The sequence below is a fragment of the Streptomyces sp. NPDC058464 genome, from assembly GCF_042721035.1.
In the GTDB taxonomy this organism is placed as follows: Bacteria; Actinomycetota; Actinomycetes; order Streptomycetales; family Streptomycetaceae; genus Streptomyces.
The window spans coordinates 194,160-208,248 of the sequence record NZ_JBHXMA010000002.1; the positions used below are offsets into that span (position 1 = coordinate 194,160).

General features: G+C 70.5%; 12 protein-coding genes. 7 read left to right on the plus strand and 5 right to left on the minus strand.

Annotation, left to right across the window (positions count from 1 at the left end; all coding sequences use genetic code 11):
• Nucleotides 1–94: 94 nt before the first annotated feature.
• Nucleotides 95–931 (minus strand): L,D-transpeptidase family protein, encoded by an 837-nt coding sequence (locus tag ACFWPQ_RS03860; RefSeq protein ID WP_384029625.1) that lies wholly within the window; start codon nucleotides 929–931, stop codon nucleotides 95–97.
• 108 nt (nucleotides 932–1,039) lie between these two features.
• On the opposite strand from ACFWPQ_RS03860, the gene ACFWPQ_RS03865 reads away from it, so the two are divergent.
• Entirely contained in the window at nucleotides 1,040–2,620 is a 1,581-nt protein-coding gene (locus ACFWPQ_RS03865; protein ID WP_384029627.1) for a methylmalonyl-CoA mutase, read from the plus strand.
• A 45-nt stretch (nucleotides 2,621–2,665) separates the two neighbouring features.
• The gene (gene leuE / locus ACFWPQ_RS03870; RefSeq protein ID WP_384029629.1) at nucleotides 2,666–3,319 is read left to right on the plus strand and encodes a leucine efflux protein LeuE; all 654 of its coding nucleotides are present in this window, start codon (nucleotides 2,666–2,668) and stop codon (nucleotides 3,317–3,319) included.
• 28 nt (nucleotides 3,320–3,347) lie between these two features.
• On the opposite strand, the gene ACFWPQ_RS03875 is transcribed toward leuE, so the two are convergent.
• Complete coding sequence (locus ACFWPQ_RS03875; RefSeq protein WP_384029630.1) at nucleotides 3,348–3,869, minus strand: PadR family transcriptional regulator; 522 nt, start codon at nucleotides 3,867–3,869, stop codon at nucleotides 3,348–3,350.
• 115 nt (nucleotides 3,870–3,984) lie between these two features.
• Between ACFWPQ_RS03875 and ACFWPQ_RS03880 the strand changes: the two genes are divergently transcribed.
• Both ACFWPQ_RS03880 and ACFWPQ_RS03885 read left to right on the plus strand, forming a co-directional pair.
• Entirely contained in the window at nucleotides 3,985–4,536 is a 552-nt protein-coding gene (locus tag ACFWPQ_RS03880; RefSeq protein ID WP_384029632.1) for a hypothetical protein, read from the plus strand.
• 145 nt (nucleotides 4,537–4,681) lie between these two features.
• Nucleotides 4,682–5,428: a TMEM175 family protein gene (locus ACFWPQ_RS03885; protein WP_384029634.1), complete on the plus strand. Its 747-nt coding sequence runs from the start codon at nucleotides 4,682–4,684 to the stop codon at nucleotides 5,426–5,428.
• A gap of 30 nt (nucleotides 5,429–5,458) precedes the next feature.
• Here the strand turns inward: ACFWPQ_RS03885 and ACFWPQ_RS03890 are convergent, their stop codons facing one another.
• Nucleotides 5,459–6,856: an FAD-dependent monooxygenase gene (locus ACFWPQ_RS03890; protein WP_384029636.1), complete on the minus strand. Its 1,398-nt coding sequence runs from the start codon at nucleotides 6,854–6,856 to the stop codon at nucleotides 5,459–5,461.
• Between the two features lie 71 nt (nucleotides 6,857–6,927).
• On the opposite strand from ACFWPQ_RS03890, the gene ACFWPQ_RS03895 reads away from it, so the two are divergent.
• Nucleotides 6,928–7,578: a TetR/AcrR family transcriptional regulator C-terminal domain-containing protein gene (locus tag ACFWPQ_RS03895; protein ID WP_384029638.1), complete on the plus strand. Its 651-nt coding sequence runs from the start codon at nucleotides 6,928–6,930 to the stop codon at nucleotides 7,576–7,578.
• Nucleotides 7,579–7,793: 215 nt separating this feature from the next.
• On the opposite strand, the gene ACFWPQ_RS03900 is transcribed toward ACFWPQ_RS03895, so the two are convergent.
• On the minus strand, nucleotides 7,794–8,711 hold the full coding sequence (locus tag ACFWPQ_RS03900) for a class I SAM-dependent methyltransferase (RefSeq protein ID WP_384029640.1): 918 nt from the start codon (nucleotides 8,709–8,711) through the stop codon (nucleotides 7,794–7,796).
• Nucleotides 8,712–8,883: 172 nt separating this feature from the next.
• A complete protein-coding gene (locus tag ACFWPQ_RS03905) occupies nucleotides 8,884–9,996 on the minus strand; it encodes an acyltransferase family protein (RefSeq protein WP_384029642.1) in 1,113 nt (370 codons plus the stop codon).
• Nucleotides 9,997–10,258: 262 nt separating this feature from the next.
• On the opposite strand from ACFWPQ_RS03905, the gene ACFWPQ_RS03910 reads away from it, so the two are divergent.
• Together ACFWPQ_RS03910 and ACFWPQ_RS03915 are read left to right on the plus strand one after the other, a co-directional pair.
• Complete coding sequence (locus ACFWPQ_RS03910; protein ID WP_384029644.1) at nucleotides 10,259–11,719, plus strand: glycosyltransferase family 29 protein; 1,461 nt, start codon at nucleotides 10,259–10,261, stop codon at nucleotides 11,717–11,719.
• Complete coding sequence (locus ACFWPQ_RS03915; protein WP_384029646.1) at nucleotides 11,716–14,034, plus strand: glycosyltransferase; 2,319 nt, start codon at nucleotides 11,716–11,718, stop codon at nucleotides 14,032–14,034. The genes ACFWPQ_RS03910 and ACFWPQ_RS03915 overlap by 4 nt, the downstream gene beginning before the upstream one ends.
• Nucleotides 14,035–14,089 lie beyond the last annotated feature (55 nt).

The window sequence follows — 14,089 nt, forward strand, 5'->3', positions numbered from 1 at the left end:
TAAAAGACACACCCGGGGGATCGTGCTCGGGCGGGGGGGGCACAGTTCCCCCCGGCCCCGCCCGCGCCCCGCACGTCCTTCGCACGTCACCCGCTCACCAGTAGACGACGACCTTGTCGCCGCTGCGCACCTGCGCGAACAGATCCGCGATCGCCGCCTCGTCCCGCACGTTGACGCACCCGTGCGAGCCGCCCGCGTAGCCCCGGGCCGCGAAGTCGTAGGAGTAGTGCACCGCCTGGCCGCCGCTGAAGAACATCGCGTACGGCATCGAGGAGTGGTAGAGCGTCGACACGTGGTGGCGGGACTTCCAGTAGACGTGGAACACACCCTCACGGGTGGGGGTGTACTGCGCCCCGAACCGCACCGACATCGTCGACACCGTGCGCCCGTCGATCATCCAGCGCAGCGTCCGGCTGGTCTTGCTGATGCACAGCACCCGCCCGGTCAGGCACCGCGGATCGGGGGCGGCGGCCGGCTGACCGCCCATCAGGTACAGCTCCCACTTTCCCGGCCTGTGCGTCATCCGCACCAGCCGCCGCCAGGTCACGGCGTCGGTCTCACCCGTCCGCGGCAGCCCGCGTCTGCCCTGGAAGCCCTTGACGGCCTGGGCCGTGAGGTCGTCGTAGGTCCCCGTCGGCCCGTCGAACAGCCAGGCGACCTGGCGCAGCCGGGCCTGGAGCTCGCGGACGCCGGAGCCGGTGTCGCCGCGGGTGAAGACGATGTGCGGCGGGACGGTCTCGACGGCGGACGGGGAGGATGCGGAAGCGGTGGGAGTGGTGGGAGCGGCGCCGGCGGGCGTCCGGCTGTGCGGCAGGTCGATGTGGACGGGCGAGTGCCCCTTGGCGTCCCCGCCGTCCGGCGGCTGCACCGTGCACCCGCACAGCACGGCCAGTACGGCGGCCAGGATCCCTGAGTACCCCGAGACCTTCATGCCGAGGATGCTTCCCCGCGTGACCGCCGCCGAACAAGGGGGCATCGTGGGAACCGACAGACGTACCGGCATGTTCGGTGCAACGGCACACTGTGGAGGTCACCCACCATGGTCCGTGAGTCGGAGTCCGGACTGCCCGTCGAGCCGGTCTACGGCCCGGGGGACCTGGCGGGGTGGGACCCGGCCGGGAAGCTCGGCGAACCGGGGTCGTACCCCTTCACCCGGGGCGTCTACCCCACGATGTACACCGGCCGCCCCTGGACCATGCGCCAGTACGCGGGCTTCGGTACGGCAGCGGAGTCCAACGCCCGCTACCGGCAGCTCATCGCGCACGGCACCACCGGCCTCTCCGTCGCCTTCGACCTGCCCACCCAGATGGGCCACGACTCCGACGCGCCCCTCGCGCACGGCGAGGTCGGCAAGGTGGGGGTGGCGATCGACTCGGTCGACGACATGCGGGTGCTGTTCGACGGGATCCCGCTGGACAAGGTCTCCACCTCGATGACGATCAACGCCCCGGCGGCCGTGCTGTTGCTGCTGTACCAACTGGTGGCGGAGGAACAGGGCGTCGGCGCGGACCGGCTGACCGGCACGATCCAGAACGACGTCCTCAAGGAGTACATCGCGCGCGGCACGTACATCTTCCCGCCGAAGCCCTCCCTGCGGCTGACCGCGGACATCTTCAAGTACTGCAGGGCCGGGATCCCGAGGTGGAACACCATCTCCATCTCCGGCTACCACATGGCCGAGGCCGGGGCGTCCCCCGTGCAGGAGATCGCCTTCACGCTCGCCGACGGTGTCGAGTACGTGCGCACGGCGGTCGCGGCCGGCATGGACGTCGACGACTTCGCACCGCGCCTGTCCTTCTTCTTCGTGGCCCGTACGACGCTCCTGGAGGAGGTCGCCAAGTTCCGTGCGGCGCGCCGGATCTGGGCACGCGTGATGCGCGAGGAGTTCGGCGCGCGGGACCCCAGGTCGCTGATGCTCCGCTTCCACACCCAGACCGCCGGGGTCCAGCTGACGGCCCAGCAGCCGGAGGTGAACCTGGTCCGGGTGGCCGTGCAGGCGCTGGCCGCGGTCCTCGGCGGCACCCAGTCCCTGCACACCAACTCCTTCGACGAGGCGATCGCGCTGCCTACGGACAGGAGCGCGCGGCTGGCGCTGCGCACCCAGCAGGTCTTGGCGTACGAGACCGACGTGACGGCGACCGTGGACCCGTTCGCGGGTTCGTACGCCGTGGAGCGGATGACGGACGACGTGGAGGCGGCGGCCGTCGACCTGATGCGGAGGGTCGAGGACCTGGGCGGCGCGGTGGCGGCGATCGAGCACGGCTTCCAGAAGGCCGAGATCGAACGCAACGCCTACCGCATCGCCCAGGAGACCGACGCCGGCGACCGGGTGGTGGTCGGCGTCAACCGCTTCCGGCTCGACGAGGAGGAACCGTACGAGCCGCTCCGCGTCGACCCGGCCATCGAGGCCCGCCAGACCGAACGCCTCGCGCGGCTGCGCGCCGACCGGGACGGACCGGCCGTCCGCTCGGCCCTCGCCGCCCTGAAGAAGACCGCGGAGGGTGACGACAACGTCCTCCACCCGATGAAGGAGGCGCTGCGGGCGCGGGCCACGGTGGGGGAGGTGTGCGACGCGCTGCGGGAGGTGTGGGGCGGGTACGTCCCGACGGACGCCTTCTGACCCGCGGCGGGGGCGTTGTCGGACGTCCGTGCGAGACTTCTTCGCATGTTCGGCGTCATCCACCTCCCCACCTATCTGGCAGGACTCGTCCTGATCGTCCTGCTGCCCGGCCCCAACTCCCTGTACGTCCTGTCCGTCGCCGCCCGCCAGGGGATCCGGGCCGGATACACCGCCGCGGCGGGCGTGTGGTGCGGGGACACCGTGCTGATGACGCTGTCCGCGGCCGGGGTCGCCTCGCTGCTCAAGGCCAACGCCGTGCTGTTCGGGATCGTGAAGTACGCGGGCGCCGGCTATCTCACCTGGCTGGCGATAGGGATGCTGCGGGCGGCCTGGTCGATGTGGCGGTCGCGGAAGGAGCAGGCGGCGGGGCCGGAGGCGGCGGTCGCCGCGCCGGCGCACGAGCGCCCGTACCGCCGCGCCTTCGTGATCAGCCTCTTCAACCCGAAGGCGATCCTGTTCTTCATCGCCTTCTTCGTGCAGTTCGTCGACCCGGGGTACGCCTACCCGGCCGTGTCCTTCGTCGTCCTCGGCGCCTTCGCCCAGCTGGCCAGCTTCCTCTACCTCAGCGCCCTGATATTCAGCGGCACCCGGCTGGCCGACGCGTTCCGCCGCCGCAGGCGGATGTCGGCGACGGCCACTTCGGCGGCCGGGGTGCTGTTCCTCGGGTTCGCGGTGAAGCTGACGCTGGCCAGCGCCTGAGCCGACGGGCGGCCCCGGGCGCCCGGGGTCACAGGTGTTCGGTGAGCCGTTCGGCGGCCCAGTCGGCCCACTCCGCGGACGTCGTCGAGCCGCGCAGGCCGTATTCGAGGATCAGCCAGCCGCAGATCTGCACCGGGTCGCCGACCCATTCGACGTTGTCCCGCACGGATTCCAGTGCGGCGAGGCGTTCGCGGTTGATGCGGGCGAAGTTCTCCAGGTAGTCGACGCCCTCCTCGCGGCTGAGCGTCCACAGGAAGAACACCCGCAGCAGGGCGGCGCTGCGGAAGGCGAAGTCGGTGCCGGGTTCGGTGAGCCAGCCGCGCAGTTCCGCGCGCCCGGCGTCGGTGATGCCGTACTCGCGGCGCTGGCGTGCGCCGGTCCCGGTGACCTCGATCAGACCCTTCTCGCTGAGCTTCGCCAACTCGCCGTAGACCTGGCTCTTCTGGGCGGGCCACACGGCGGACAGGCCCGACTCGAACCGCTTGAGCAGGTCGTATCCACTGGCTGGCTGCTCGGCCAGGAGGCCGAGGAGGGCGTGGGGCAAGCTCATGACCTCACCCTACCTTTCCGGAATTCACCCGTCACGGCTGGACAGAGCAAGATCGACCGGCCATTCTTGGACCGTCCAACATTGGACTCTCGGTCTGTCCCGAAGGAGACACCCGGTGAATTACGTCCGCGGTTTCGCGCCCTGGCTGTGTTACGCGGCCCTGAGCCCGGTCGACTGGCGACTGGGCACGAGCGCCGCCGCCCTGGCCGCGCTGGTTCTTTCAGCCCGGCAGCTCCGCACCCGCACGGTCGACCTGCTGACCACTGCCACCTGCGGGTTCTTCGTGGTCACGGCCGGTGTCGCGCTGGCCGATCCCGGCTCCGGCCTCCAGCACTGGATCTGTGCCCTGGCCAACGCCACCCTGGCGACCACAGCCCTGGCCTCCCTCGCCGTCCGCCGCCCGTTCACCCTGACCTTCGCCCGGGCCGAGGTGCCCCGGGAGTTCTGGGACTCCCCCCGGTTCCTCAGCGTCAACATGGTGCTGACCGCCATCTGGGCGGCCGGGTTCACCCTCGGCGCGCTCGCCTGCGCCGCCGTCGTCGACTACGACCACTCCGCGACGGTTCCGCTCGTCACCGCCCAGGTCCTGGCCTTCGCCCTCCCCTTCGCCGTCGGCGGCCGGTACGCGGCACGGGCCAGGGCCCGCGCCGCGCAGGCCCTGGCGTGACCGCCCACAGCTCTGACCGCCCACAGCTCTGACCGCCCACAGCTCTGACCGCCCACAGCTCTGACCGCCCACAGCTCTGACCGCCCACAGCTCTGAACGTCCACAGCTCATGACCGTCCACAGCTCTACGAGAAAGCAGCAGAAGATGCCCGACACCCGCGCGCAGCACACCGCCGGGCCGCAGGAGGAAACCGCGAAGACCGAGCAGGCGGGGGAGGCGCAGCAGGCCGGGGCGGCCCACGCCGGCCGGCCGGTGAGTCCGGAGCGGCTGATCTACTTCTCGGACGCGGTGGTGGCCATCGCCATCACCCTGCTCGCCCTGGAACTCCCGGTCCCCACCGGGGAGGTCCACGGCAACAGTGGTGTCCTGCACTTCCTGCGCGAGCATCTGACGGAGTACATCGCGTTCCTGGTCAGCTTCTGGGCCGTCGCCATCCACTGGATGATCCATCAGCGCCTGTTCCGGTACGCGACCGGACTCTCGGGCGGTGCCATCCGCTGGAACCTGCTGTGGCTGCTCGCGATCGTCCTCATGCCGTTCACGACGAAGCTGCTGACCAGCGAGGCCGACGCCTACCAGGTCCAGTTCATCGTGTACGCGGCCGACCAGGTCCTGGCCTGCCTGTTCTTCCGGCTGGCCTTCGCGGACCTGCGCAGGTCGGGCGCGCTCGACACCTCCGATGCGCCGGAGGCCGTCTCCAGCACGCTGGGCTGGCTGACCGCGATGATGCTGGCCTTCCTCATCTCCATACCGGTCGCCCTGGTCACCCACTGGGCGTCGGTGTGCTGGGCCCTGTTCCCGGCGATACGGGTCGGTCTGCGCGGCCTGCAGCGCCCCGTAAGGGGCGCGGGGAACGGCGCGACCAGCCACGACGGCGCCGCAGCCGCCTGACGACCCGACGCGGCGCTCCCAGCGGAGCGCTTACGCTCCGGTGCGCGCCGCGTACGCCCGCAGTCCCTCGGCGGCCGTCTCGCCCGCCCAGCCCACATAGCCGTCCGGGCGGACCAGGAACACGCCCGGGCCGTACGACTCCGGGGCCCGCAGGCCGTCGACGCCGGCCACCGGTTCCGGGGTCAGCAGGGTCCAGTGCGGGCCCCGGAACGCGTCGAACATCCGCACCCCGTCCGCGTTCCGCCCGTCCGGCGCGCGGTCGCCCGCCCGTACCGGCCCCGGGTGCGCCCGGGTCTCCTCCGTCAGCGAGGACTCCCGGTAACCGAGCGCCAGCTGGACCGTCGCCTCGCCCCGCCGTACCTCTCCGTGGTGGACGCTCGTCGAGAGGCCCAGCATGGCCGCGGCGTTCGGGCGGCGCTCCTCCTCATAGGTGTCGAGGAGGGCGTCCGGGGCCCGGCCGGCGAGGACCGCGGCCAGCTTCCAGCCCAGGTTGTAGGCGTCCTGGACGCTGGTGTTCAGGCCCTGGCCGCCGGCCGGGGAGTGGACATGGGCCGCGTCTCCGGCCAGGAAGACCCGGCCCACCCGGAACCGGTCGGCCAGTGCGGCGCGGGGGCGGAAGTCGGAGGCCCAGCGCACCTCGGTGATGTCCGCCGCGTCGAGGTGGCTGTACGTCGTCACCAGCCGGCGCAGACCCTCCAGGGACAGGTCGATCCGCGTGCCCTCGGGCAGCCGGGCGCCCAGCTGGAAGTCGTCGGTCCCGGCCAGCGGGCACAGCGCCACACCGCAGCCGTCGTCACCGACGAAGGTGTGCCAGTGGTCGCGGTCGAGGCCCCGCACCCGCAGGTCGGCCACCAGGAAGGGGCTCGGGTCGACCGACTCGCCGGTCATCCCGACGCCCACCGCGCGCCGTACGGTCGAACGGCCGCCGTCCGCCGCCACCACGTACCGCGCGCGAACCGTCGTACCGTCGGCGAGGCCGGCCGTCACGCCCTCCGCGTCCTGCTCCAGACCCGTCAGCCCGCGCCCGAACCCGACCCGGCCGCCCAGCTCCCGCAGCCGCGCGTACAGCACCTCCTGCGTGCGCCACTGCGCGACCATCAGCGGTTCGGTGTACGGCGCCCCCTCGTCCGCCGCCACCGCGTCGAACATCGGCTTCGTGTCGAGCGGCTCGCCGTTCTTCCACAGCAGCCGGGGCGGGTAGGGGCCGCCGGCCGCGCGCATCGCGTCGAGCACGCCGAGGTCGTAGTAGACCTCCTGGGTGCGGGGCTGGATCCCCTTGCCGCGCGAGCCCGGGGACAGCGTCTCGCCCGCCTCCACGACCAGCGCGTCCACCCCGCGCCGGGCGAGGTCGATCCCGAGGGCGAGCCCGGTGGGCCCGGCGCCCACGACCAGTACGTCCACCGCATCCACCACATCCACCGCAGTCATCACATTTCTCCTTAACGTTGTTAAGTGCCGTCGGCGACAAGGCTGCCCTTAACGCTGTTAAGCTGTCAAGCGTGAGTACGGAACGACGCGCCCCCCTCGACCGCCGCCGGGTCGCCGACACGGCCCTGCGCCTGCTCAACGAGGCCGGACTGGAGGGCCTGACCCTCCGGGCCATCGCCAAGGAGCTGGACGTCAAGGCGCCGGCCCTCTACTGGCACTTCAAGGACAAGCAGGCGCTGCTCGACGAGATGGCGACGGAGATCTACCGCCGCATGGCCGCGGACACCCGGCTCGACCCCGCCGGCACCTGGCAGGACGGACTGCGCACGACGAGCCGGGGGCTGCGCACGGCCCTGCTCGGCTACCGCGACGGCGCCAAGGTCTACAGCGGCTCACGCTTCACCGGCATCGACCACGCCCCGCAGCAGGAGGCGTACCTGCGCCTCACGACGGAGGCCGGCTTCACCCTCGCCCAGGCGGCGGCAGCGGGCCGGACGGTGAACGCCTACACGATCGGCTTCGTGACCGAGGAACAGGGCGTCGAACCCCTCCCGGGCCAACGCCGAGAGGGCTACGACGTGGACGAACGAGCCCGCATCCTGGCCGACTTCCCCTTGTCGGCAGCAGCGGGCCGGGAACTCTTCACCGACTACGACGACCAGTTCGAGGAGGGCCTGGAATTGGTCATCACCGGAATCAGCACCCGCTACAAGATCCCTTGAGACCGGCGCGCTCCTGAGACGCGGGGCGTTGCGCCCCATAGGGGCGCGGGGCTGTATCGAATATGCGGCTCCGCCGCGCGGGCGCGACCGGCCGCGCGTTCGCACGTGCTCTTCCGCCCACGGCAGCGCCCCGTAAGGGGCGCGGGGAACTGCGCGACCAGCCACGACGCACCCGCACCGGCGCCACAACCCGTGCCCCCTCCCCCCCGGGGCGGCTACCGCATCGCCCTCCGAAGAGCCCGCGTCAGCACAGGCGGCAGCAGATCCACCGCAACCCTCCGCACCCGACTCCGCCGCCGAGGAACCGACCCGGACGCCGCCGGCGCCGCAGGCGCTGAAGTCGGCCCAGGCGCCTCCGGCGCGATGGGCGCAGATGCATAGCGCGACAACGGAAACTCCGGTGCCCGCATCCCCTTCGACTTCAGCCGTATGATCCGGTGCCCCGCCGCCTCCTGCATGCTCAGGTGGCAGTCGCTCCGCCCCCGCACCATCGCGATCAGCTCCTCCTGCACCGGCCCGGGGTCGCCCCACGTCCCGTACAGCTTCTGGGTGCTGATGCATATCGGCCGCAGTTCCCCGTTGAGGACCGCCTCCCACGTGGCGATGGAGACACCCGGCGTGTGCTCGGAGCGGAAGTCGTCGAGGACCACGATCCCGTCGGGGAGGAGCAGCTCGCGGGCCGCCCTTATGTCGCCGTGCACGTGCTCGTACAGGTGCGACGCGTCGACATGCACGAACCGGCAGGAGCGGGGCGCGACTTCGGCCGGTACGACCGAGCTGGGCCCCTGGAGCACCCGGGGCAGCGCGTCGTGGAAGGCGAGGTAGTTCTCCTCGAAGATCCGCCGGGTCAGCCTGCCGTAGGACTTCGTCGACTCCGCGCGGTTCGCGGAGTCGGGCGCGTCGCCCTCGAAGAGGTCGCAGACCGTGAACGACTCGCCGGGCCGCAGGTGCCGGCCGGTGAAGATGGCGCTCTTGCCCATGTAGACCCCGACCTCCAGCAGGTCGCCCCGCGTTCCGGAGGCCTCCTGGCGGCTCAGGAACCAGTCGAACAGCACCTGGTCGAGCACGGGGAACCAGCCGGGGACGTCGTCGAGACGGTGGGGCGGGCGGGTCGTTTCCTGGGTGGTGGCCATACGGAAGGGGCACTCCCTCGATACGCGGTACGGAAGCCTGTGGGAACCCTGCGGGCCGCCTGTGTGCGGCAGGGCTCTACGGTGCCTGCCCGCCGTACACCTCCGAAACCAACGGTGAGGTGAACGACGGACAAAACTTCCCCAAGTGAACGAGAGGTGAATCAGAGCCGAATCACGACGCCTTCAGGGCCCTTTTCAGCCTGGGCCCGAAGGGTGTCTCCACGAACCGGTGGATCAGCCAGGCCAGCCCGAGCATCCCGCACACCGTGATCGACAGCGTCGGCCATGGCGGAATTCCCCACCCCCGGTGCAGCACCCGGATCACGAACCATCCGATGTGTTCGTGGACCAGGTAGAAGGGGTAGGTCAGCGCCCCGGCCGTGGTCAGCCAGGGCCAGGCCGCGCGGCGCGTCCAGCCCGCCGCCACCGCCGCGACCGCGGCGAACGCGAGGGTGACGACGAGCATCACGACGTACGGGTTCCGGGGGGCGCCCGGGTGCCACAGCCCCTCGGTGGCGGCGCGCAGCCCGAGGATCCAGGAGAGCGCCACGATGCCCCAGGGGAGGAGCCGGCCGCCGCAGCGGTGGACGAGGTAGAGGGCCAGGCCGCCGACGAAGTACGGGGCGTACCGGGGCATCACGACCAGTTCGGCCCATGACCCGTCGCCCGCCGCGGTGGACAGGACGGCGGCCAGGGTCCACACCGAGCAGAACAGCACCACCCTGCGGTACGTGACGCCCGGCAGGACGACCGTCAGTGCGAACAGGGCGTAGAAGCGGACCTCGACCCAGAGCGTCCAGCAGACGCCGAGGACACGGGGTGCGCCCATCGGCTGTTGCAGCATCGTCAGGTTGACCAGGAACTCGTCGGGGCGCACGGCGCGGACGACGACCGGCAGGATCAGGGACGCGCCGGTGACCAGCACCACGGCGACCCAGTACGCGGGGTAGAGGCGGGCGACGCGGGAGCGGAAGAAGTCGCCGAGGGGGCGGCCCCAGCTGCTCATGCAGATGACGAAGCCGCTGATGACGAAGAAGAGCTCGACGCCGAGACAGCCGTAGGCGGCCGGCCGGGACAGGGTCGGGAAGACCTGGGCGGGGTTCTGGTGCCAGGACGCGGAGACGACTCCGCCGCGTCCGGCGTAGTGGTACAGGCAGACCAGCAGGGCGGCGGCGAGCCGCAGTCCGTCGAGGGCGAGCAGGCGGGTGCGGGGGTGTCCGGGTGGGGCCGGGACGACCGGGATCTTCGCAGGCGAGGGCGCCAGTGTGGGGGTCGCGAGTGACATGGTCCGGGACCCCTACCCGGGTCCGGACGGCTAATCATCCGATCTGTTCGCGAAGTCCCCGGGACGTGGGAAGTCCAATACCGTCACCTGGGGGAATCATAGAAAGTGCGCGGTGAACCTGCTAACCATTCTCTTACCCGTCGGGATTCGTTAACCATATAGTCGTTTTGGCTTTCTAGTTTCTCCATCCATCCCCCCGATGCGGGTCAACCCACCACACACAGCGGTTGCACAAGCTTTGCTTGGCAAAATCAGGAGAGCTATGACGAGGGTCCAGAACAGGCGGGCACCTGCGCGCGGAGGGGAGCTGGACGACTGCCTGCACGCCTGCGCCGTGCACAGCGGCAAAGTGGTCGGCAGCCTCGACCGCCGTCGCGCGGAGCTGGCGGAGCAGCTGCGCAAGCTGCTGGTGGTCGTCGCCACGGAAGGCACCACCACACCCGCGCCCGCCCCGGCCGGCGGTGCGACGGCGCTTCTCAAGCGCGCCGTCAAGGGCGCGGCCAGCCCCTCCGGCGGGATCAACAACGACCTGCTGGACGCTCTGCTCGCGGTCGCCAACAAGGCCCTGGAGTGCGGCTACAACGACGAGCTGAACCTCGCCCTGGTGATCAGCGACACCGTGCTCGCCGAGCGCAAGAACTCCCGCGCCGGCTGGCGGCTGCGCGCCCGCATCCTGGAGGGGCTCGGCGAGGAGCGCGAGGCCATCGAGGCCTACGAGCGCTATCTGGAGCTCACCAAGGACGACGGTTTCGGCGTCGCCAACCGGATCTCCGGCATGCGCCGCGCAGCCGAACGCGAGGGCGAACTCCTCGGCCTCCTGAAGCGCCAGGTCCCCGCCGCCGCGGACCACGTCCGGGCGCCCTCCACCGCCACCTGGGCCGAGGGCCTCGCCCTGCAGGCCGTCGGCGACTGGCAGGCCGCCGAGCCCCGCCTGGTCGGCGCGCTGCTCGCCCTCGCCGAGGACGAGGCACCGGTGAACGACCGGCAGGAGCTGCTCAGCCAGTACCTGGACCTGCGCCTCGCCGAGGGCAACGACGCCGGCATCGCCGAGGCCGTCGCGCTCTACGCCGAGCAGCGCCGGATCCGGATGCGCGGCCCGGTCGCCAACCCGACCGTCGACGGCGTGCAGTGGATCAGCCTCGGCGAGTTCCGCAACCAGATCGCCGGCAAGTCGGTCTGCCTGATCGCCAACTCGGGCCGCGTCGGCGCCAGTGGCATCGGCAAGCAGATCGACGACTACGACCTGGTCGTGCGCTTCAACTCGTACAAGATCGACCCGAAGCACACCGGCGAGCGCACCGACATCCACGTCAGCATCCACAAGCACGCCTTCAACTGGGAGAAGCCGGTGACCACCCGGCTGATCTTCGGTGGCGTCTCCGGCGACTGGAAGCACTCGCTGCGCAACAAGCTGGTGCCCGGCGCGCAGAAGTTCCTCGGCGACGAGTCGCTGCGCTGGCCGATGCGGAACATCGGGCAGATCAGCACCGACACCTGGTCGGGCATCCCGACCTCCGGGTTCAACATGCTGTGGCTGCTGGACTTCCTGGACGTCAGCCCGACCCTGGACCTGATCGGCTTCGACTTCTACGAGAGCGGCGCCTACCGCGTGCAGGAGGCCATGAAGCTGGCCATCACCTCCGTGCACGAATACACCAGCGAGAAGGATTGGGTCATGCAGCGGGCCCAGAGCGTGACCGACATGAGGATCTCCCTGCGATGACGACCACCTTCACCTCGGCGGCACCGAACACCGACGCGAGCGCCCTCACCAAGAAGCGCCGGATAGCCTTCGCGTCCTACGTGGACGAGAACTACCTGCCCGGCTTCCTGGTCCTGCTGCGCAGCCTCGCCCTGTCCAACCCGGGCGTCTGCGAGGACTTCGTCGTGCTCTACGACGACCTGCGCCCGGCCTCCATCGCCAAGATCCGCGCCCTGCACCCGCGCATCGTGCTGCAGCGGGTCAACGACACGCACTACGACTCGTACGTCAAGGGCGACCAGGACAACTACCTGGTCCGCAAGGCGTACTTCATCCTCGACATCTTCCGGCTGCGCGACTACGACACCGTCATCACCCTGGACACCGACATGGTCGTCCTCGGCGGTCTCGGCGAGCTCCTGGAGCTGCGCGAGGGCCTCGCGGCCGTGCCCCAGTTCTTCTACGGGCAGCACAAGCTGAACTCCGGCCTTCTGGTGATCCAGAAGGAGTACCTGTCCGACGAGTTCTGCGCGAAGATCGACAAGACCGGCCGCAGCGGCGACTACGAGCTGGACAAGCACGACCAGGGCATCCTGAACGCCGTCCTGGACGGCGACTTCGTCCGCCTCGACGCCAAGTACAACTTCGTCAAGCGGCGGCTCTCCGGCGACCTCCCGGTCCCCGAGGACACCAAGATCCTGCACTTCACGGGGCGTCACAAGCCGTGGCAGGGCGGTGAGTCCGGCTACGCGCAGGCCGAGGACCGCTGGCGCGAGTTCGAGCTGAGCGACGCCGAGTTCCACGCGGCCTACTTCGCCTCCTCCGGCGGCCTCCACCACGACCTGGTCGTCCACTTCGGTACCCCGCACGTCAAGCGCACGGGTGACGTCGAGATCGCCCGCAAGGTGGCCGCCGCGCACATCGCGTCCGGCGACTACCAGGACGCCGTCGACGTCATGAGCAGCGTCCGCATCCCGCTGGACGAGGCCTGGCCGCACGAGGTGCTCGGGCACGCCCTGATGAGCGTCTCCCGCATCGAGGAGGCCAAGACCCAGCTGCTGCTCGCGTCCGCCGCCCCCAACCGGGCCGCGACCGCCTTCTCCCGGCTCGCCCAGATCTCCTGGGTGTACGGCGACAACACCGAGGCCCTGCGGTACGCCACCGCCGGCCTCACCGTGGACCCCACGCACCGCTCCAGCCGCCTGTGGGCGCAGCGCGCGGCCGCCGTCCCCTCCCAGGAGCAGGGCAGCGCCGAGGACCAGCTGGCGCACGTCGCGTTCTACATGGACCGGCAGGGCAACGCGGGCGACAAGCTGCTCCCGGAGACCGTCCGGCTCGGCTTCGGCCCGGACACCACCTCCCGGCGCTGGCACTCGGTGCACGCCCACCGCTACTTCGACAAGGCCGCCCTGGAGCGCGTCAACGCCCGCCGGGGTCTGGTCATCGGCGGCGGCGGCCTGTTCATCCCGGACACCATGCCCAACGGCAACAGCGCCTGGCAGTGGAACGTCCCGGACGAGCACCTGCGCGCCATCGACGTCCCGATCATGATCTACGCGGTCGGCTTCAACGCCTTCGACGGCCAGTCCTACCGGGCCCAGCGGTTCAACGAGAGCCTGCGGCTGCTGGTCGAGAAGTCCTCCTTCTTCGGCCTGCGCAACCACGGCTCCATCGCCAAGGTCCGCGGCATGCTCCCGCCGGAGCTCCAGGACAAGGTCGTCTTCCAGCCCTGTCCCACCACGGTCATGCGCCAGCTGGTGGCCGGCTGGACCGACCCGGTGTACCGCGAGGACACGGTCATGCTCAACGCGGCCTACGACCGCGCCGGGCTGCGCTTCGGCCACGACTACGCGCACTTCCTCGCCGAGATGGCCAAGGCCGTCCGCAAGATCGGCGAGCACACCGAGGTCAAGTGCGTCGCGCACTCCCTCGACGACGAGAAGATCGCCTTCGACCTGCGCCGCGAGCACGGCATCTCGCTGCCGGTGATCCCGATGTACGACTTCTCCAACGACGAGATCCGCGAGACGTACGCCAAGACCCGCCTGGTCATCGGCATGCGCGGGCACGCCGGCATGATCCCGTTCGGGGTCGGCACGCCCATCATCTCGCTCATCTCGCACCCGAAGATGGCGTACTTCCTGAACGACATCGAGCGGCCCGAGTGGGGCGTCTCGGTGCACGAACGGGAGCTCGGCGACATCCTCACCGAGCGCGCCATCGGCATCCTCGACAACCACAGCCGGACCGTCGCCGACGTGCACGACCGGCAGGAACAGCTGTGGAAGGTCACGGAGGAGAACCGCGCCACGATCAAGAAGATCCTGGGCAGGTAACACCGAAGGGGCGGGCCCGGAGATCCGGACCCGCCCCTTCGAGAAGCGGTTCGAC

Bases quoted from the DNA above. Each gene is read 5' to 3' on its own strand.
- ACFWPQ_RS03860 (WP_384029625.1), bottom strand. From the start codon at position 931: ATGAAGGTCTCGGGGTACTCAGGGATCCTGGCCGCCGTACTGGCCGTG.
- ACFWPQ_RS03865 (WP_384029627.1), top strand. From the start codon at position 1,040: ATGGTCCGTGAGTCGGAGTCCGGACTGCCCGTCGAGCCGGTCTACGGC.
- leuE (WP_384029629.1), top strand. From the start codon at position 2,666: ATGTTCGGCGTCATCCACCTCCCCACCTATCTGGCAGGACTCGTCCTG.
- ACFWPQ_RS03875 (WP_384029630.1), bottom strand. From the start codon at position 3,869: ATGAGCTTGCCCCACGCCCTCCTCGGCCTCCTGGCCGAGCAGCCAGCC.
- ACFWPQ_RS03885 (WP_384029634.1), top strand. From the start codon at position 4,682: ATGCCCGACACCCGCGCGCAGCACACCGCCGGGCCGCAGGAGGAAACC.
- ACFWPQ_RS03890 (WP_384029636.1), bottom strand. From the start codon at position 6,856: ATGACTGCGGTGGATGTGGTGGATGCGGTGGACGTACTGGTCGTGGGC.
- ACFWPQ_RS03900 (WP_384029640.1), bottom strand. From the start codon at position 8,711: ATGGCCACCACCCAGGAAACGACCCGCCCGCCCCACCGTCTCGACGAC.
- ACFWPQ_RS03905 (WP_384029642.1), bottom strand. From the start codon at position 9,996: ATGTCACTCGCGACCCCCACACTGGCGCCCTCGCCTGCGAAGATCCCG.
- ACFWPQ_RS03910 (WP_384029644.1), top strand. From the start codon at position 10,259: ATGACGAGGGTCCAGAACAGGCGGGCACCTGCGCGCGGAGGGGAGCTG.
- ACFWPQ_RS03915 (WP_384029646.1), top strand. From the start codon at position 11,716: ATGACGACCACCTTCACCTCGGCGGCACCGAACACCGACGCGAGCGCC.